Origin of the sequence: Pseudomonas sp. NPDC089743 (genome assembly GCF_044748785.1) — a bacterium.
Taxonomy (GTDB): domain Bacteria; phylum Pseudomonadota; class Gammaproteobacteria; order Pseudomonadales; family Pseudomonadaceae; genus Aquipseudomonas; species Aquipseudomonas putida_X.
Map to the genome: position 1 here is coordinate 296,599 of NZ_JBIVGS010000005.1, position 17,967 is coordinate 314,565.

The following is a 17,967-nucleotide window of genomic DNA, read 5'->3' on the forward strand; positions in this document are numbered from 1 at the left end:
TAACTCAATCGGGAGATGACAATGTTCCATGACAAACATAACCGGCGACATTTGACCCTGGCCGCGTTGCTGGTACTGGCCGGTGTACCGAGTGCGGCGTGGGCCGATCAGTATGAGGATGCGGCATCGAAGTGGATCGCCAGCGAGTTCAAACCGTCGACCCTGACGCCGGAGCAGCAGTTGGCGGAGCTCAAGTGGTTCATCAAGGCCGCCGAGCCGTTTCGGGGGATGAAGATCAATGTCGTGTCGGAAACCATCACCACCCATGAGTACGAGTCCAAGGTGCTGGCCAAGGCCTTCAGCGAGATCACCGGGATCCAGCTGACCCACGACCTGCTGCAGGAAGGCGACGTGGTGGAGAAGCTGCAGACGCAGATGCAGTCGGACAAGAACATCTACGACGGCTGGGTCAACGACTCTGACCTGATTGGTACGCATTTTCGCTACGGCAAGGTAGAGTCGATCACTGACATGATGGCCAACGAAGGCAAGGCCTACACCTCGCCGACCCTGGACCTCAAGGACTTCATCGGCATTTCGTTCACCACAGCGCCGGATGGCAAGGTTTATCAGTTGCCCGACCAGCAGTTCGCCAACCTGTACTGGTTCCGCGCTGACTGGTTCGAGCGGCCCGAGCTCAAGGCCAGGTTCAAGGAAAAGTATGGTTATGAACTGGGCGTGCCGGTGAACTGGTCGGCCTATGAAGACATCGCCAAGTTCTTCACCGAGGACGTCAAGGAAATCGACGGTAAGCGCGTTTATGGTCACATGGATTACGGCAAGAAGGACCCTTCACTCGGGTGGCGCTTCACCGATGCCTGGTTCTCCATGGCCGGCGGCGGCGACAAAGGCCTGCCCAATGGCTTGCCCGTGGACGAGTGGGGCATCCGCGTGGAGGATTGCCACCCGGTGGGCTCCAGTGTGACCCGCGGCGGCGACACCAACGGGCCGGCGGCCGTCTATGCCACGCAGAAGTACGTTGACTGGATGCGCGCCTACGCGCCCAAGGAGGCGCAAGGCATGACCTTCTCCGAGGCCGGCCCGGTGCCTGCGCAAGGCAACATCGCTCAGCAGATTTTCTGGTACACCGCCTTTACCGCCGACATGACCAAGCCGGGGCTGCCGGTGGTCAATGCCGACGGCACCCCGAAGTGGCGCATGGCGCCCTCGCCCAAGGGGCCTTACTGGGAGGAGGGGATGAAGCTGGGCTATCAGGACACCGGCTCCTGGACCTTCTTCAAATCCACCCCCGAGAAGCAGCGCCTGGCCGCTTGGCTGTACGCCCAGTTCGTCACCTCCAAGACGGTGTCGTTGAAAAAGACCATCGTTGGCCTGACGCCTATCCGCGAATCGGATATCAACTCCCAGGCCATGACCGACCTTGCGCCCAAGCTTGGCGGGCTGGTGGAGTTCTATCGCAGCCCGGCGCGGGTGCAGTGGACCCCGACCGGTACCAATGTGCCGGACTATCCTCGCCTGGCTCAACTGTGGTGGAGCCATATCGCCGAAGTGGCCAGTGGCGAGAAAACGCCGCAAGAAGCGCTGGATGGCTTGGCCCGGGATCAGGATCGCATGATGGAGCGGTTGCAGCGGTCCAATGCCCAGGCCACCTGCGCGCCTAAGCTGAACCCGGAAAAAGACGCACAGTACTGGTTCGACCAGCCAGGGGCGCCAAAACCGAAACTGGCCAACGAGAAGCCCAAGGGCGAGACGGTCAGCTATGACGAGCTGCTGAAATCGTGGGAGGCGGCGCGCAAGTGACCGGCTAGAGGCGAAGCCGATACACCGCCGGCAACCTGAGAAATCCAAGGCAAAAAAAACGGCACCTGCCAGAGGTGCCGTTTTCAGGTCAGGCCAACTTACTTATGCAGCTCTTCTGCCGCATACAGCGTGTTTTCCAGCAGGCAGGCCCGGGTCATCGGGCCGACGCCGCCCGGCACCGGCGTGATCCAGCCGGCGCGGGGCAGGGCGGTCTCGTAGACCACATCGCCGACCAGCTTGCCGTCTTCCTGGCGGTTGATGCCCACGTCGATGACGATGGCGCCTTCCTTCACCCACTCACCCTTGACCAGCCCAGGCTTGCCTGCAGCCACGACCACCAGGTCGGCGCGGCCGACATGACCGGCCAGGTCCTTGGTGAAGCGGTGGCAGACGGTCACGGTGCAGCCGGCCAGCAGCAACTCCATGGCCATCGGGCGGCCCACGATGTTGGAAGCGCCGACGATTACGGCGTCCATGCCGTACAGGTCCTGACCTGTGCTTTCGAGCAGGGTCATGATGCCTTTGGGGGTGCACGGGCGCAGCAACGGAATACGCTGGGCCAGGCGGCCGATGTTGTACGGGTGGAAGCCATCGACGTCTTTGTCCGGGCGGATACGCTCGAGCAACAGCGATGCATCCAGGTGCGCCGGCAGCGGCAATTGCAGCAGGATGCCGTCCACTGCCGGGTCGTCGTTGAGGCGGTCGATCAGCTCGGTCAGGGCTTGCTGCGTGGTTTCGCTGGGCAGGTCGAAGGCCTGCGAAATGAAGCCGACCTCTTCGCAGTCCTTGCGCTTGTGCGAGACATAGACTTGGGAGGCGGGGTCGGTACCGACCAGGATCACCGCCAGGCCCGGCGTGCGCAGGCCTTGCTGGCGACGCTCCACGACACGTTGAGCGATCTGCTTGCGCAGGTTGGCGGCGATCGCCTTGCCATCGATTAGGTGTGCAGTCATAGACGCGTGATTAACCATCGAGAAAGGAACAATAAAGAGGGCGCATTCTCGCACGACACGGCCCGAGGGCAAAGGCGGGTGGTCGGGCAAATCCCCTAACCCCTTAAATAATTTAAATTTTTTATAGAAAGGTGTTGACGCTTATACGGGTCGCCTATAAGATTCGCCGCACTTGTCGGGCACAGCCTAGCACTGGTTGGCGAAGTCGGGCAGAATGAGTGGTTTTTATATTGCTCATTCGGTTAGGCTTTACGCTTATGCGCCCGTAGCTCAGCTGGATAGAGCATCCGCCTTCTAAGCGGATGGTCGCAGGTTCGAGTCCTGCCGGGTGCGCCATTAGGCAGCTTGGGCAAGCAAGTAAGGCAGTAAAGCGATATGGTGGGCGTAGCTCAGTTGGTAGAGCGCCGGATTGTGATTCCGGTTGTCGTGGGTTCGATTCCCATCGTCCACCCCATATTCTTCAGAGGCGCCTTGATTGTAGATCTGGCGCCTTTGTTTTAAGCGTTATGCGGACGTGGTGAAATTGGTAGACACACTGGATTTAGGTTCCAGCGGCGCAAGCTGTAAGAGTTCGAGTCTCTTCGTCCGCACCATGTTTTTGTAAGCATGTTTTTGTAAAGTTGTACCGTTGCACCGCACTATGGTGGGCGTAGCTCAGTTGGTAGAGCGCCGGATTGTGATTCCGGTTGTCGTGGGTTCGATTCCCATCGTCCACCCCATATTTTCGAAGGCGCCTTGATCGTATGATCAGGCGCCTTTGTTGTTTCTGCGTTATGCGCAAGAGCGCGTACCCATGCAGCCATCGCCGGCAAACCGGCTCCTGCAGGTATCGCATAGCCCTCAAGAACTGCGCGGTCCCGGTGGGCGCTGGCTTGCCGGCGATGGGTCGCAAAGCGGCCCCTCATTGCCTGGCTGGCTGGTGAATGCCTGAGGTGTGGTGCCTTTACGTGCTACAACTTCGTGACTTGCTCTGCCAGCCCTTGCAATCCTCTGGTGACACCCCAATAAAAGCTGATAGATTTCAGTCGGTTGAAACTCCGGCTGGATTAGGCCGGCAAAGGATCTATCCATGATTGCAAAAGAAGCCCGTCAGGCGCTGGCGCTTCAGCGTTTCGCTGAGGCCAATCCGCAACTGCTCGAGGAAATCCGAGGGCTGGATGCGCGCGAGCAGGCCCAGCAGATCGAATGGGCGTTCGAGGATGCCGCCGACGAGCAGGGCATCCAGCCTTGGGAGCTGGCGCTGCAGTTGATCGCCGAAAGCCCTGAACAGTTGCAGGCCATGCGTCTGGAGACCCACCGCGAAGTGGCCGAAGCGCTGGGTATGGCCTGGGAAGAGTACTGCCAGTTCAATGAGCTCGACCCTGAATGAGCGCGTTTTTTTGGGTTGTAGTTGTTTGACAAGGTATTACGGTTGCGTGCCGCCGCTGGCGTTGCGCAGCCTGCTTATATATATAGAGGCCCGGCGATACGCCGTGCGGGCCTTGCAAGCTAATCGACCGGCGTGGTTTCCCGTCGTCCCGAGTGGGGTGACTTCTGGTGCGTGACTCACTAGAATGCTTGCCCTTGATTCTGGAGTCGGGCTAACGCCGGCTAACGTCTGTGCAACGAGGAATATCCATGCAAGTTTCTGTTGAAAACACTTCCGCTCTCGAGCGCCGCATGACCATCGCCGTTCCGGCCGAGCGCGTCGAGAACGAAGTCAACAAGCGTCTGCAGCAGACTGCCAAGCGCGCCAAGGTCGCGGGCTTCCGCCCAGGCAAAGTGCCGATGAGCGTGATCCGCCAGCGTTTCGAAGCCGATGCCCGTCAAGAGGCCTTCGGTGACCTGGTCCAGGCTTCCTTCTACGAAGCCATCGTCGAGCAGAAGCTGAACCCGGCTGGCGCGCCTGCCGTAGAGCCGAAGTCGTTCGAAAAGGGCAAGGACCTGGAGTTCGTCGCCATCTTCGAAGTGTTCCCAGAGTTCGCCGTTGCCGGCCTGGAGTCGATCAGCGTCGAGCGTCTGAGCGCCGAAGTGGCTGACGCCGACCTGGACAACATGCTGGAAGTGCTGCGCAAGCAGAACGTACGCTTCGAGGCCGTCGAGCGCGCTGCCGAGAAGGACGACCAGGTCAACATCGACTTCGTCGGCAAGATCGACGGTGAAGCCTTCGCCGGTGGTTCGGCCAAGGGCACCCAGCTGGTACTGGGCTCCGGCCGCATGATCCCAGGCTTCGAAGACGGCCTGGTTGGCGCCAAGGCCGGCGAAGAGCGCGTTGTCAACGTGACCTTCCCTGAGGATTACCAGAACCTGGACCTGGCAGGCAAAGCTGCCGAGTTCACCATCACCGTCAACAGCGTTTCGGCACCTCAGCTGCCAGAACTGAACGAAGCGTTCTTCGCCCAGTTCGGTATCAAGGAATCGACCCTGGAAGGCTTCCGCGCCGAAGTTCGCAAGAACATGGAGCGTGAACTGCGCCAGGCGATCAAGACCAAGGTGAAGAACCAGGTCATGGACGGTCTGCTGGCCGCCAACCCGATCGAAGTGCCGAAAGCGCTGCTGGAAAACGAAGTCAACCGCCTGCGCGTCCAGGCTGTTCAGCAGTTCGGTGGCAACATCAAGCCTGAGCAACTGCCGGCCGAGCTGTTCGAAGAGCAAGCCAAGCGCCGTGTGGTGCTGGGCCTGATCGTCGCTGAAGTGGTCAAGCAGTTCGAACTGAAGCCGGACGAAGGCAAGGTTCGCGAGATGATCGAAGAAATGGCTTCGGCTTACCAGGAGCCTGAGCAGGTCATCGCTTGGTACTACAAAAACGACCAGCAGATGAACGAGGTGCGTTCGGTTGTGCTGGAAGAGCAAGTTGTAGATACTGTTCTGCAGAAAGCGACTGTGACCGACAAATCGGTCTCGTACGAAGAAGCCGTAAAACCAGCTCAGGCGCCTGCCGAAGCTGAGTAAGGCGGCCCTCTCGTAGGAAACCCCCACAAGCCAGCCTTCGCGCTGGCTTGTGCGTATTCAAGCCATGACTATTTGGGAGTGAGCGCAGGACATGTCCCGCAATTCTTATATTCAGCAGAGCTCTGACATCCAAGCCGCAGGCGGCCTGGTCCCGATGGTTATCGAGCAGTCCGCCCGTGGCGAACGTGCCTATGACATCTACTCGCGCCTGTTGAAGGAGCGAGTGATCTTCCTGGTCGGCCCGGTAGAAGACTACATGGCCAACCTGGTAGTGGCACAGATGCTGTTCCTTGAGGCGGAAAACCCGGACAAGGATATCCATCTTTACATCAACTCCCCAGGCGGCTCGGTAACGGCTGGCATGTCGATCTACGACACCATGCAGTTCATCAAGCCGGACGTCTCGACCATCTGCATCGGCCAGGCCTGCAGCATGGGGGCCTTCCTGTTGGCCGCCGGTGCCAAGGGCAAGCGTCACTGCCTGCCTAACTCGCGAGTGATGATTCACCAGCCGCTCGGCGGCTTCCAGGGCCAGGCGACCGATATCGAGATCCACGCCCAGGAAATCCTCAACATCAAGGCGCGTCTGAACGAGCTGCTGGCCTACCACACTGGCCAGGACCTGGAGACCATCAAGCGCGACACCGAGCGTGACAATTTCATGAGCGCCTCGCGCGCGGCCGAGTACGGCCTGATCGACTCGGTATACGACAAGCGGCAACTGGCCTCCTGAACCCAGGTGCCAGAGCAGGTAGGTGCCCCAAGCGCCTACCTGCGGACTTGAAAAAGCCCGCAATTGCCTTCATCTTGTGTTGCAAGCCTACCGGATTGGATCGATCGAATGACTGACACCCGTAACGGCGAGGACAGCGGCAAATTGCTTTATTGCTCCTTCTGCGGCAAAAGCCAGCACGAAGTGCGCAAACTGATTGCCGGGCCCTCGGTATTTATCTGCGACGAGTGCGTCGACCTGTGCAACGACATCATCCGAGAGGAGGTGCAGGAAGCCCAGGCCGAAAGCAGCGCGCACAAATTGCCTTCGCCGAAAGAAATCAGCGGCATCCTGGACCAGTATGTGATTGGTCAGGAACGTGCCAAGAAGGTGCTTTCGGTAGCGGTGTACAACCACTACAAGCGCCTGAACCAGCGTGACAAGAAAGGTGACGAGGTTGAACTCGGCAAGAGCAACATCCTGCTGATCGGGCCTACTGGCTCGGGCAAGACCCTGCTCGCCGAAACCCTGGCTCGCCTGTTGAACGTACCGTTCACCATTGCCGACGCCACCACCCTGACCGAAGCCGGTTATGTGGGTGAGGACGTCGAGAACATCATCCAGAAGCTGCTGCAAAAGTGCGACTACGACGTGGAAAAGGCCCAGATGGGCATTGTCTACATCGACGAGATCGACAAGATTTCGCGCAAGTCGGACAACCCGTCGATCACCCGTGACGTTTCGGGTGAGGGCGTGCAGCAGGCACTGCTCAAGCTGATCGAGGGCACCGTTGCCTCCGTTCCGCCGCAAGGGGGGCGCAAGCACCCGCAACAGGAATTCCTGCAGGTAGATACCCGCAACATCCTGTTCATCTGCGGTGGCGCCTTCTCGGGCCTGGAAAAGGTCATCCAGAACCGCTCCACCAAAGGTGGCATCGGTTTTGGCGCTGAAGTACGCAGCAAGGAAGAGGGCAAGAAGGTTGGCGAGTCGCTGCGGGAAGTCGAGCCGGATGATCTGGTCAAGTTTGGCCTGATCCCCGAGTTCGTCGGCCGTCTGCCGGTTCTGGCAACCCTCGACGAGCTGGACGAGGCTGCACTGATGCAGATCCTCACTGAGCCGAAGAACGCCCTGACCAAGCAGTACGCCAGGCTGTTCGAGATGGAGAGCGTTGACCTCGAGTTCCGCAGTGATGCACTCAAGGCCGTCGCACGCAAAGCCCTGGAGCGCAAGACTGGCGCCCGCGGCCTGCGTTCGATCCTCGAAGGCGTGCTGCTCGACACCATGTATGAAATTCCTTCGCAGAAGGAAGTCAGCAAGGTGGTGATCGACGAGAGCGTCATCGAAGGCACGTCGCAGCCGCTGCTGATCTACGAGAACAGCGAGCCGCCAGCCAAGGTCGCGCCCGACGCCTGAGTCGGTGCCGTGGCAGTAAGCAAGAAAGGGGCCCGTGCGGGCCCCTTTCTGCTTTTCCTGTGCAAGCGCTTGTAATTTCCCAGGCGTGCCCCCACATTAGGTCCAAGCATCATTTCCACCGGTTTCCGGCCATAAGGCCGCTGTAGAGGCGAAATCATGAAGACCACCCTCGACTTGCCTCTTTTGCCATTGCGCGATGTCGTTGTTTACCCGCACATGGTCATCCCACTGTTCGTGGGGCGTGAGAAGTCCATCGAGGCCCTTGAGGCTGCGATGACTGGCGAGAAGCAGATCCTTCTGCTGGCCCAGAAGAACCCCGCTGACGACGATCCGGGCGAAGACGCTCTGTATCGCGTCGGTACTGTCGCTACCGTGCTGCAACTGCTGAAGCTGCCTGATGGCACCGTCAAGGTGCTGGTCGAGGGCGAGCAGCGTGGTGCAGTCGAGCGCTTTACCGAAGTCGAAGGGCACATCCGTGCCGAAGTTTCCCTGATCGACGAAACCGACGCCGCCGAGCGCGAGTCGGAAGTCTTCGTGCGCACGCTGCTGTCGCAGTTCGAGCAGTACGTACAGTTGGGCAAGAAAGTCCCGGCTGAAGTGCTGTCGTCGCTCAACAGCATCGAGGAGCCTGGGCGCCTGGTCGATACCATGGCAGCGCACATGGCGCTGAAGATCGAGCAGAAGCAGGAAATTCTCGAAATCGTCGACCTGTCCACCCGTGTCGAGCATGTACTGGCGATGCTGGATGCCGAAATCGACCTGCTGCAGGTCGAAAAGCGTATCCGTGGCCGGGTCAAGAAGCAGATGGAGCGTAGCCAGCGCGAGTACTACCTGAATGAGCAGATGAAGGCCATTCAGAAGGAGCTCGGCGATGGCGACGAAGGCCACAACGAAGTCGAAGAGCTGAAAAAACGCATTGAAGCTGCCGGCCTGCCCAAAGACGCCCTGGCCAAGGCCCAGGCCGAGCTGAACAAGCTCAAGCAGATGTCGCCAATGTCTGCCGAAGCCACCGTGGTGCGCACCTACCTCGACTGGCTCGTGCAGGTGCCGTGGAAGGCGCAGAGCAAGGTGCGCCTGGATCTGTCCAAGGCCGAGGAAATTCTCGACGCGGACCACTATGGCCTTGAAGAGGTCAAGGAACGCATCCTCGAATACCTCGCCGTGCAGAAGCGCGTGAAGAAAATTCGCGGCCCGGTACTGTGCCTGGTCGGCCCACCAGGCGTGGGCAAGACCTCGCTGGCCGAGTCGATCGCCGCCGCCACCAACCGCAAGTTCGTGCGCATGGCCCTGGGTGGCGTGCGTGACGAGGCCGAGATCCGCGGTCACCGTCGGACATACATCGGTTCGATGCCCGGCCGCCTGATCCAGAAAATGACCAAGGTGGGGGTGCGCAACCCGCTGTTCCTGCTCGACGAGATCGACAAGATGGGCAGCGACATGCGTGGCGACCCGGCCTCGGCGCTGCTGGAAGTGCTCGACCCCGAGCAGAACCACAACTTCAACGACCACTACCTGGAGGTGGATTACGACCTCTCGGATGTGATGTTCCTCTGCACCTCGAACTCGATGAACATCCCTCCGGCGCTGCTGGACCGCATGGAAGTCATTCGCCTGCCCGGTTACACCGAGGACGAAAAGATCAACATCGCGGTCAAATACCTGACGCCCAAGCAGGTCAAGGCCAACGGTTTGAAGAAGGAAGAGCTCGAGATCGACACCTCGGCGATCCGTGACATCATCCGTTACTACACCCGCGAAGCCGGTGTACGTGGCCTGGAGCGGCAGATTGCGAAGGTCTGCCGCAAGGTCGTCAAGGAGCACACTGGCCAAAAGCAGGTCAAGGTCAAGGTCACCAATGAGCAGCTCGAACACCTGCTGGGCGTGCGCAAGTTCCGCTACGGCCTGGCCGAGCAGCAGGACCAGATAGGCCAGGTTACCGGCCTTGCCTGGACCCAGGTGGGTGGCGAATTGCTGACCATCGAGTCGGTGGTCATCCCTGGAAAAGGGCAATTGATCAAGACCGGTTCGCTCGGCGACGTCATGGTCGAGTCGATCACCGCCGCGCAAACCGTTGTCCGTAGCCGCGCCCGCAGCCTGGGGATTGCCGCCGACTTCCATGAGAAGCACGACGTGCACATCCACATGCCTGAGGGCGCTACGCCCAAGGATGGCCCGAGCGCCGGTATCGGCATGTGCACTGCGCTGGTGTCGGCGTTGACGCAGATTCCGGTGCGTGCAGATGTTGCCATGACCGGCGAAATCACCTTGCGTGGGCAGGTATTGGCCATTGGCGGGCTGAAGGAAAAACTCCTGGCGGCGCACCGTGGTGGGATCAAGACGGTGATCATTCCAGAGGAGAATGTTCGCGATCTGAAGGAGATCCCGGAAAATATCAAACAGGATCTGCAGATCAAACCGGTCAAATGGATTGACGAAGTCCTGCAAATTGCGCTGCAATACGCCCCGGAGCCCTTGCCAGATGTGGCTCCTGAGATTGTCGCGAAAGATGAAAAGCGCGACGGCGATGCTAAGGAACGTATCAGCACGCATTAGTAGTTTTTGGCTGGGGGGCTTTCCTTGACAGTATTTTCGGGGCCTTGCTATAAAGCGGCACGCTATTGTCACCAGGCCACCCAGCATTCGTTTCAGAAGCTTTTCATTACATACTTAGAAACAAACTCAATAGAGAAATAAGGGGACTTAGAGTGAACAAGTCGGAACTGATTGACGCTATCGCCGCATCTGCTGACATCCCGAAAGCTGTAGCCGGCCGCGCGCTGGATGCAGTAATTGACTCCGTGACTGGTGCCCTGAAAGCAGGCGACGACGTCGTTCTGGTTGGCTTCGGTACCTTCTCGGTCAAAGAGCGCGCAGAGCGCGATGGCCGTAACCCGCAAACTGGCAAGACCATCAAGATCGCTGCTGCCAAGGTTCCAGGCTTCAAGGCTGGCAAAGGCCTGAAAGACGCCGTCAACTAAGTCGTCTCTTTCAGCCGGACCGGGCCTTGCCAGGTTCGAGCACGCTGAAGGCGGGTCGCAAACGTTCCCGCCTGACACGTTTGCTAAGAAAAGGCGCATCCTCGGATGCGCCTTTCTTTTATCAGGATTCTACCCACGCTCCGCGGTTGTCGACGCAGTGGTACAGCCGTTTCTGGGGGACGCATGCTGCAAAATATCAGGGACAATTCACAAGGTTGGATTGCCAAGACCATCATTGGCCTCATCGTTGTGTTGATGGCGTTGACGGGCTTCGAAGCCATTTTCCAGGCCGCCAGCCATAGCCAGGACGCCGCCAAGGTGAACGGCCAGACCATCAGCCAGAACGAGCTGAGCCAAGCGGCCGACATGCAGCGCCGCCAGCTGATGCAACAGCTGGGCAAGGATTTCGACCCGGCTCTGCTGGATGAGAAATTGCTGCGCGATGCTGCGCTCAAAGGGCTGATCGAACGCAAGCTGCTGTTGCAGGGTGCCGAAGATGCCAAGTTCGCCTTCAGTGAGGCCGCGCTGGATCAAGTGATCCTGCAGACGCCGGAATTCCAGGTTGATGGCAAGTTCAACGCCGACCGTTTCGACCAGGTCATCCGCCAGATGGGCTATGGCCGTTTGCAGTTCCGCGAGATGCTTGCCGAAGAAATGCTGATCGGCCAGATCCGCACGGGTATTGCCGGCAGCAGCTTCGTTACCGACCAGCAGGTCGACGCCTTCGCTCGCCTGGAAAGCCAGACCCGCGACTTCGCTTCGTTGACCTTCAAGGCCAACCCGGCCGCGGTCAAGGTCAGCGATGACGAGGTCAAGGCTCATTATGAACAGCATGCCAAGGAGTTCATGACGCCGGATCAAGTGGTCATCGACTATGTCGAGCTGAAGAAGTCGGCATTCTTCGATCAGGTGAAGGTTACCGACGACGAGCTCAAGGCTCAGTACGAGAAGGAAATCGCCAACCTGGCCGAGCAGCGCCATGCTGCGCACATCCTGATCGAGGTCAATGACAAGGTCACCGATGCCCAGGCCAAGGCTCGCATCGAAGAGATCGAGCAACGCTTGGCCAAAGGTGAAGACTTCGCCAAGCTGGCCAAGGAGTTCTCCCAGGACCCGGGTTCGGCCAACAGCGGTGGCGATCTTGGTTTCGCCGGCCCGGGTGTGTATGACCCGGCCTTCGAGGACGCTCTGTACAAGCTCGACGATGGCCAGGTGTCAGCACCAGTACGTACCCAGTTCGGTTATCACTTGATCAAGCTGCTGGGTAAACAGGCGCCGGAAGTCCCGAGTTTCGCCAGCCTGAAGGACAAGCTCACGCGAGACCTGAAGACTCCGCTGGTCGAGCAGCGCTATGTCGATGCCAGCAAGCAGCTGCAGGATGCTGCCTACGAGGCTGCCGACCTGGCCCAGCCCGCCCAGGACCTGAACCTCAAGGTGCATACTTCGGCGCCATTCGGCCGTGAAGGCGGTGAGGGCATCACGGCCAACCGTGCCGTGGTCCAGGCCGCGTTCTCCGAGGAAGTGCTGGAGGAGGCTGCCAACAGCACCGCCATCGAGCTGGACCCTGAGACCACCGTGGTATTGCGCGTCAAGGAGCACCGCAAGCCGGAGCAGATGCCGCTCGAAGCCGTGGCCAAGAACATCAGCGAACACCTGGCCAAGGAGAAGGCGACCGCCGAGCTCAAGGTCAAGGCGGACAAACTGATCGCCGGCCTGCGTGACGGCTCGGTCGCTGCAGATGCTGCCCAGCAAGGCCAGAGCTGGAAGGCCTACGAAGCAGTCACCCGCAGCCAGGACGGTATCGACCCGGCCGAGTTGCAGGCGCTGTTCCGCCTGCCCAAGCCGCAAGCCAAGGGCGAGCCGGTATATGGCAGCGTGGTACTGGCCGATGGCAGCCTGGTCGTGTTGCAGCTCAAAGGCGTCAACGACGGTGCCGCCGCCAGCGATGAAGAGAAGCAGCAGATCCGCCGCTATCTCGCTTCGCGTGCGGGCCAGCAGGACTTTGCGGCATACCGCAAGCAGCTGGAAGGCAGTGCGGACATCACTCGCTACTGAGTGACACTCTGGTAACGAAACAGGCCGCATGATGCGGCCTGTTTCGTTTCTGGGGTACGGGGCGAGCGCCGGGGGCGCTTCAGCGCTTCTCGCCCTCGTAGTTATCCAGCGTATCCCGCGCTATCTCCCGGCCCAAGGCAATCAGTTCCGGCGCCTTGTAGAACTCGAAGAACCGGCATACCCGTTTGGGTACGTTGATCAGCACGTCCGGTGGATACCCCGCGATCTTGTATTGCGCCAACGACGTCTGCATGACCTCGAAGCTCTGGTTGATCAGGTCCAGCAACGACGCTGGCCCGACGTTGTCGACGATGATCGACCCCGTGGCGGATTTTGGCGCACCCTCGCTTTGCGGCGCCGCCGCCGGTTGCCGGGCTTCTGGGTCGGCCGTATCGCTCAGCCAGGGGTTGGGTGGCACCAGACCCTCGCCAGTGATCTCCTGCTCGATGCGCATCAGTTCCTCGGCGGGCTTGCGACGGAACGGCATGCGCGCCCCCAGCGAACTGATCAGTGCGTCAAAGCGCATCCTGAACGCTGCCGGCCGCTCGATGACAGGCAACTGGTACTGCTTCTGGTTGGTGGAGTTGAGGTTTACCGCGATGATCATGTCGCAGTGGCTGGACACGACCGGCACGATCGGCAGCGGATTGAGGATGCCGCCGTCGACCAGCATGCGGTTGCCTTGCATGACCGGCGTGAACAGGCTTGGAATTGCCGCCGAGGCGCGCATTGCCTGGTGCAGGCAGCCCTCCTGGAACCAGATCTCCTGCTGGTGGGTGAGGTCGGTGGCCACTGCCGTGTAGGGGATGCGCAATTGTTCGATATTGATTTCGCCGACGATCTTGCGGATCTGCCCAAACACCTTGTCGCCGCGAATGGCGCCAAGGCGGAAGCTGACATCGACCAGACGCAGTACGTCCAGGTAATCCAGGCTTTCGATCCAGTTGCGGTATTCATCGAGCTTGCCCGCCGCGTAAATCCCCCCGACCACCGCGCCCATCGAGCAACCGGCAATGCAGGCGATTTCGTAGCCGCGCCGTTCGATTTCTTCGATCACGCCGATATGGGCATAACCCCGCGCGCCCCCCGACCCCAACACCAGTGCTACACGTTTGCTCATGATCTTCCCCGGCTTTTGCATCCATGGCCCTACAATGCACCGAGCGTTGCCTGTGCTTCAATGTAGACTCTAGGCAAAACCTGCCGAGCGCGGCACTTTTCAGGTGCCCAAGCGTCGAACAGCCACCGTATTCAACCTCCGAGGTATTACCGATGAAAGCCTGGATCTGCCTTCCTCTGATTGCCCTGGCCCTTGCCGGCTGCGCGGGCAAGACGGCTTACCGTGACAGCTGCGCGTCGCAGCTCGATGCCGCTTGGAAGGAGCTCGACCTGGCCAAGGCTGAAGGCTTTGCCGGTACCGTCAGCTATTCCAAGGCGTTGTCGCTGTTGACCGGGGCCAAGACCCAGCAGCAGTTCGAAGGGTTCGAGGGTTGCACCAAGAAAGCCGAAAAGGCCCGTTTCTACATTCGTGAGTCGCGCGCCGGGCGCTGACCGAGGAGTGCTGTAATGTCCAGCATGCTCGACCATGTGGTTGCCCAGGTAGTGGCCTTGCAGGTGCGCCTGCTGGCTTGTCGCGAGCGCCTTGCTGCCGATACCGACAGCGAAGCCTTGCACGATCTGCGCATAGGCCTGAGGCGCTTGCGCAGCCTGTTGCGGCCGCTGAGGGGCTTGCCGGGGGTCGAGCAGCTGGAGGACGCTGCGAGAGCCCTTGGCACCTTGACCACGCCGCTACGTGACCGCGAGGTACTGGCGGGCGAGTTGATCCAGCGCGGCGTTGTCCAAGCGGGCCAGCGGCGTCTGCAAGGGCGTGCTGCCACCTTTGCCGGCGTGGCCGCCAGCCCGCAACTGAGCCGGGTGCTGGCCATCCTCGATGCCTTTCCGCTGTTCCTGCGCGCCGCGGGGCGTGAAGGGTTGGCCAAGTGCCTGCGTAAACGCGTCGACAAACGCCTGGTCAAGCAATGGCGCAAGCTGCAGGAAGCCTTGCAGGACCCGGCCCACGACCGTCATCGCCTGCGCTTGTTGATCAAGCGGGTGCGCTATGGGGACCAGGCCTACCCACAACTCGATCATGCCGGGAAGCAGTTGCAGCGCCTGCTCAAACAAGCCCAGGGCGATTTGGGTAACTGGCATGACCGCCTGCAATGGCTGTTGCAGGCTCAATCGCATGAGGATCTCGCGCCCTGCAAGGTCGATTGGGAGCGGGAGCTGGGTGACGCCGAGCGCCAGTCCGATGTGACACTGGCTGACCTGCAGGCAGCACTGGAACGGCGCAAGCCCGGCAAATGACCGATATGCGGGCTGTTCGACGCAAGGTTGCTCGCTAGTATTGGCTGACACCTTTCGCTGCTGCAGGAGCCGGCCCATGAATTTCAACCAACTGCTCGACGCCGTGCGAGCGCACCCCGATAGCGTCAGCGTCCCGCCTGACTGGGCCCAAGGGCGTGCCGTATTCGGTGGCCTGATGGCTGCCATGGTGTATGAGGCCATGCGCCTGAAGCTCGCCGATAGCCGCCCGGTGCGGTCGCTGGCCGTCAGTTTCGTCGCCCCCGCCGCGCCCGACGTGGCGACCCGTTTCGAAGTCGAAGTGCTGCGCGAGGGCAAAGCGGTCAGCACCGTGCTGGGTCGAGCCATTCAGGATGGCCAGGTGGTGACCTTGGTCCAGGGCAACTTCGGCGCCGCGCGGCCATCGGTGGTGCAGGTGCCTGCCGAGCCGGCCATGGAGATGAAGGCACTCGAGCAAGCCGCCCCGGAGCTTCCTTACATCAAAGGTGTCACACCAGAGTTCATGCGCCATGTTGCCCTGCGCTGGGCAATTGGCGGGCTGCCGTTCAGCGGTAATCAGTCACGCCACATGGGCGGTTGGGTGCGCTTGCGGGATGTTGCCCAGGAGCAGGTCAACGAGGCCCACCTGTTGGCGCTTGTCGATGCCTGGCCACCTAGCCTCATGCCGTACCTGAAGCAGCCCGCAGCAGGCAGCACGCTGACCTGGACCATCGAATTCATCCAGCCGGTTGCCAGGCTGTCGACGTTGGACTGGTGCCGCTACTGCGTCGAGACCGAACACGCCCGCGATGGGTACGGGCATGCCGCAGCTGCCCTGTGGACGGCTGAAGGCGAGTTGCTGGCCTTGAGCCGCCAGACGGTCACGGTGTTCGCCTGAGCGTCAACGCCGATGTCTGTGCCGTTCGCGCCAGGCCCGCCACCAGGCACCGCTGAGCACAAAGCGCGGGAAGGTGATGAATTGCTCGGTCAGCAGGCGCTGCAGGGCGTCCTTGCGGTTGGCGAAGGGTTCTGGCTGCTCGGCCTCCAGGCGGTGGCCGTGGCGCTGCAGGCCCAGGCCGGCGATCAGGGCAATGATGCCGACGCCAATCTGGCCTAGGTCCAGGGCGAGCAAGCCGGACAGCACGAGCAAAGCACCGAGGATGAACAGCGGCACGGCAATCAGGTGCAGCACCAGGTTGGTCGGGTGGCGGTGGTTGTGGTGATAGCCGCGCCATTGCCAGGCGGGCAAGTTGGGCAGTCGTTTGCTCATGGGCAGGTCCTCACGGTCATGCCCAAAGCTTAGTGCGGCCCAGTGGTCACAGCCAATCGAGGCTGGCTATGGTGATTATAGTTTGAGTTGGCCGATGGCCTTGTTCAGCTCGCCGGCCAGGGTCGCCAGCTCGCTGCTGGTGGTGGCCGAATCGACAGTCTGCTGTACGGTTTCCTCGGTAACGTCGCGGATGCTGACTACCGCCCGGTTCATTTCTTCGGCCACCTGGCTTTGCTGTTCGGCGGCGACGGCGATCTGGGTGTTGCTCTCGCGCATCTGCGCCACCGCGCCAGTTATTTCGGCCAGCGCTGCGCCGGCTTCCTGGGCCTGGCGCACGCAGTCGTCAGCTTTGTAAGAGCTTTCCTGCATGAACTCCACCGCATCCCGGGTACCGGCTTGCAGGTCGGCAACCATACCGGTGATTTCGTCGGTGGAGGTTTGCACGCGTTTGGCCAGGCTGCGCACTTCATCGGCGACCACCGCAAAGCCACGGCCCAGGTCGCCGGCACGCGCTGCTTCGATGGCGGCGTTCAGCGCCAGCAGGTTGGTCTGTTCGGCGATGCTGTGGATGACGTTGACCACGCCATTGATCTTTTGGCTGTCCTCGGCCAGTTGGCGGATCATCTCGGCGGTCTGCTGCACGCCGCTGGACAGCCCTGCAATCGAGTCCTGCACGCGGTCGACGACATGCTTGCCGCTGCCGGCAAGGACGTCGGCGGTCTGCGACAGGTCGCGCGTGGCGCCGGCATGTTGGGCGATATGATGCACGGTGGCTGACATCTCGTTGATCGCGGTGGCTGCCTGGTCGGTCTCGCTCTGCTGGCCGAGCATGCCGTGGCGCACCTCATTCATGCTCGAGGCCAGGCGTGCGGCGCCCGAATCGAGTTGCGCGGCAGTGCGTGCCACGGTGCTGACCACACGGTGGTAGGTCGACTGCATGGCGTTGAAGGCGCCTGCCATCTGGCCCACTTCGTCGCCACAAGACAGAGGCACGCGGGCCGACAGGTCACCCGTTTTTTCCACGTGGAGCATGACGTCCTTGAGGGTGTTGAGTTGGCTCAGCAGGAAGCGAATCAGCAGTTGCGAGGCGCAGAGCATTGCCAGCATCAGGATCAGCACACAAACCGCGTAGTTGGCAAAGCGGTCGAGGAACACCTGGCGCACGCTCGGTGCCTGGGCCAGTACCGCCACCTGCTGGTCGCCATGGCGCAGTACCTGGGCGCCGCGTAGTGGGTTATCGCCCAGGATCCAGTCGGCCGGGAGGGCTACCCAGCCTTGTGCATGGCGCAGGGGCTCCAGGCTTTGGCCGGCAAAGGTCGGGGTCTGGCCGGGTTGCCAGGTGATCACGTTGGCCTGGCGGGGCAGGGCACGCTCTGCCGGCCATGCGGCGAGCAGCTCTGCCTGGGACTGCGTCTGGGCCTGCACCGCTTCAGCGCGGGCTCGCTGCTCCAGATACACGGCAAACAGCACCAGCATCAAGGTGGTGACAAAGGCCACTGCGTTGACGGCCCAGAATTTGTACTTCAGGGAAATATTGCTAAGCCAGGCACCCATGGGTAGGTCTTCTCTGAG

General features: G+C 60.9%; 15 protein-coding genes and 4 tRNA genes. 15 read left to right on the top strand and 4 right to left on the bottom strand.

All coding sequences use genetic code 11. From position 1 onward, the window contains the following. Positions 1-21 precede the first annotated feature (21 nt). On the top strand, positions 22-1,761 hold the full coding sequence (locus tag ACIPZC_RS12300) for an ABC transporter substrate-binding protein (RefSeq protein WP_241803222.1): 1,740 nt from the start codon (positions 22-24) through the stop codon (positions 1,759-1,761). 98 nt (positions 1,762-1,859) lie between these two features. Here ACIPZC_RS12300 and folD read toward each other — a convergent pair whose 3' ends face one another. Then, positions 1,860-2,714, bottom strand: coding sequence for a bifunctional methylenetetrahydrofolate dehydrogenase/methenyltetrahydrofolate cyclohydrolase FolD (gene folD / locus ACIPZC_RS12305; protein WP_241803223.1), 855 nt, complete (start codon positions 2,712-2,714; stop codon positions 1,860-1,862). 259 nt (positions 2,715-2,973) lie between these two features. Between folD and ACIPZC_RS12310 the strand changes: the two genes are divergently transcribed. From ACIPZC_RS12310 to ACIPZC_RS12360, 11 genes are all read left to right on the top strand, one after another. After that, positions 2,974-3,050, top strand: a tRNA-Arg gene (locus tag ACIPZC_RS12310). A gap of 42 nt (positions 3,051-3,092) precedes the next feature. Beyond that, positions 3,093-3,168: transfer RNA gene (locus tag ACIPZC_RS12315), tRNA-His, on the top strand. Positions 3,169-3,222: 54 nt separating this feature from the next. Continuing rightward, positions 3,223-3,307: transfer RNA gene (locus ACIPZC_RS12320), tRNA-Leu, on the top strand. Positions 3,308-3,357: 50 nt separating this feature from the next. After that, a tRNA-His gene (locus ACIPZC_RS12325) sits at positions 3,358-3,433 on the top strand. Between the two features lie 350 nt (positions 3,434-3,783). Next, positions 3,784-4,083 carry a DUF6388 family protein gene (locus ACIPZC_RS12330; protein WP_400627164.1) on the top strand — a complete coding sequence of 100 codons (300 nt, stop codon included), beginning with the start codon at positions 3,784-3,786 and terminating at the stop codon, positions 4,081-4,083. A gap of 248 nt (positions 4,084-4,331) precedes the next feature. Beyond that, complete coding sequence (tig, locus tag ACIPZC_RS12335; RefSeq protein ID WP_241803226.1) at positions 4,332-5,645, top strand: trigger factor; 1,314 nt, start codon at positions 4,332-4,334, stop codon at positions 5,643-5,645. Between the two features lie 91 nt (positions 5,646-5,736). Continuing rightward, complete coding sequence (gene clpP, locus ACIPZC_RS12340) at positions 5,737-6,378, top strand: ATP-dependent Clp endopeptidase proteolytic subunit ClpP (RefSeq protein WP_009683825.1); 642 nt, start codon at positions 5,737-5,739, stop codon at positions 6,376-6,378. A gap of 108 nt (positions 6,379-6,486) precedes the next feature. Beyond that, the gene (gene clpX / locus ACIPZC_RS12345; protein ID WP_241803227.1) at positions 6,487-7,770 is read left to right on the top strand and encodes an ATP-dependent Clp protease ATP-binding subunit ClpX; all 1,284 of its coding nucleotides are present in this window, start codon (positions 6,487-6,489) and stop codon (positions 7,768-7,770) included. 156 nt (positions 7,771-7,926) lie between these two features. Beyond that, positions 7,927-10,323: an endopeptidase La gene (lon, locus tag ACIPZC_RS12350; RefSeq protein WP_267822499.1), complete on the top strand. Its 2,397-nt coding sequence runs from the start codon at positions 7,927-7,929 to the stop codon at positions 10,321-10,323. A 152-nt stretch (positions 10,324-10,475) separates the two neighbouring features. Then, the gene (locus ACIPZC_RS12355) at positions 10,476-10,748 is read left to right on the top strand and encodes an HU family DNA-binding protein (protein WP_012313647.1); all 273 of its coding nucleotides are present in this window, start codon (positions 10,476-10,478) and stop codon (positions 10,746-10,748) included. Between the two features lie 183 nt (positions 10,749-10,931). Then, entirely contained in the window at positions 10,932-12,803 is a 1,872-nt protein-coding gene (locus tag ACIPZC_RS12360; RefSeq protein ID WP_400627168.1) for a SurA N-terminal domain-containing protein, read from the top strand. A gap of 79 nt (positions 12,804-12,882) precedes the next feature. Here ACIPZC_RS12360 and ACIPZC_RS12365 read toward each other — a convergent pair whose 3' ends face one another. Continuing rightward, positions 12,883-13,923: a patatin-like phospholipase family protein gene (locus ACIPZC_RS12365; protein WP_400627170.1), complete on the bottom strand. Its 1,041-nt coding sequence runs from the start codon at positions 13,921-13,923 to the stop codon at positions 12,883-12,885. A 152-nt stretch (positions 13,924-14,075) separates the two neighbouring features. Between ACIPZC_RS12365 and ACIPZC_RS12370 the strand changes: the two genes are divergently transcribed. The 3 genes from ACIPZC_RS12370 (at position 14,076) to ACIPZC_RS12380 (ending at position 16,023) form a co-directional block, all read left to right on the top strand. Then, the gene (locus tag ACIPZC_RS12370; protein ID WP_039602373.1) at positions 14,076-14,354 is read left to right on the top strand and encodes a hypothetical protein; all 279 of its coding nucleotides are present in this window, start codon (positions 14,076-14,078) and stop codon (positions 14,352-14,354) included. 15 nt (positions 14,355-14,369) lie between these two features. Next, positions 14,370-15,149: a CHAD domain-containing protein gene (locus ACIPZC_RS12375; protein ID WP_400627172.1), complete on the top strand. Its 780-nt coding sequence runs from the start codon at positions 14,370-14,372 to the stop codon at positions 15,147-15,149. Positions 15,150-15,225: 76 nt separating this feature from the next. Beyond that, on the top strand, positions 15,226-16,023 hold the full coding sequence (locus ACIPZC_RS12380; RefSeq protein ID WP_400627174.1) for an acyl-CoA thioesterase: 798 nt from the start codon (positions 15,226-15,228) through the stop codon (positions 16,021-16,023). Positions 16,024-16,026: 3 nt separating this feature from the next. Here the strand turns inward: ACIPZC_RS12380 and ACIPZC_RS12385 are convergent, their stop codons facing one another. After that, positions 16,027-16,395 carry an Mpo1-like protein gene (locus tag ACIPZC_RS12385; protein WP_400627176.1) on the bottom strand — a complete coding sequence of 123 codons (369 nt, stop codon included), beginning with the start codon at positions 16,393-16,395 and terminating at the stop codon, positions 16,027-16,029. 75 nt (positions 16,396-16,470) lie between these two features. Further along, entirely contained in the window at positions 16,471-17,949 is a 1,479-nt protein-coding gene (locus tag ACIPZC_RS12390) for a methyl-accepting chemotaxis protein (protein ID WP_400627178.1), read from the bottom strand. Positions 17,950-17,967: the final 18 nt, after the last annotated feature.

Coding starts and splice junctions, on each gene's coding strand:
- ACIPZC_RS12300 (WP_241803222.1), top strand. CDS start 22: ATGTTCCATGACAAACATAACCGGCGACATTTGACCCTGGCCGCGTTG.
- folD (WP_241803223.1), bottom strand. CDS start 2,714: ATGACTGCACACCTAATCGATGGCAAGGCGATCGCCGCCAACCTGCGC.
- ACIPZC_RS12330 (WP_400627164.1), top strand. CDS start 3,784: ATGATTGCAAAAGAAGCCCGTCAGGCGCTGGCGCTTCAGCGTTTCGCT.
- tig (WP_241803226.1), top strand. CDS start 4,332: ATGCAAGTTTCTGTTGAAAACACTTCCGCTCTCGAGCGCCGCATGACC.
- clpP (WP_009683825.1), top strand. CDS start 5,737: ATGTCCCGCAATTCTTATATTCAGCAGAGCTCTGACATCCAAGCCGCA.
- clpX (WP_241803227.1), top strand. CDS start 6,487: ATGACTGACACCCGTAACGGCGAGGACAGCGGCAAATTGCTTTATTGC.
- lon (WP_267822499.1), top strand. CDS start 7,927: ATGAAGACCACCCTCGACTTGCCTCTTTTGCCATTGCGCGATGTCGTT.
- ACIPZC_RS12360 (WP_400627168.1), top strand. CDS start 10,932: ATGCTGCAAAATATCAGGGACAATTCACAAGGTTGGATTGCCAAGACC.
- ACIPZC_RS12365 (WP_400627170.1), bottom strand. CDS start 13,923: ATGAGCAAACGTGTAGCACTGGTGTTGGGGTCGGGGGGCGCGCGGGGT.
- ACIPZC_RS12370 (WP_039602373.1), top strand. CDS start 14,076: ATGAAAGCCTGGATCTGCCTTCCTCTGATTGCCCTGGCCCTTGCCGGC.
- ACIPZC_RS12375 (WP_400627172.1), top strand. CDS start 14,370: ATGTCCAGCATGCTCGACCATGTGGTTGCCCAGGTAGTGGCCTTGCAG.
- ACIPZC_RS12380 (WP_400627174.1), top strand. CDS start 15,226: ATGAATTTCAACCAACTGCTCGACGCCGTGCGAGCGCACCCCGATAGC.
- ACIPZC_RS12385 (WP_400627176.1), bottom strand. CDS start 16,395: ATGAGCAAACGACTGCCCAACTTGCCCGCCTGGCAATGGCGCGGCTAT.
- ACIPZC_RS12390 (WP_400627178.1), bottom strand. CDS start 17,949: ATGGGTGCCTGGCTTAGCAATATTTCCCTGAAGTACAAATTCTGGGCC.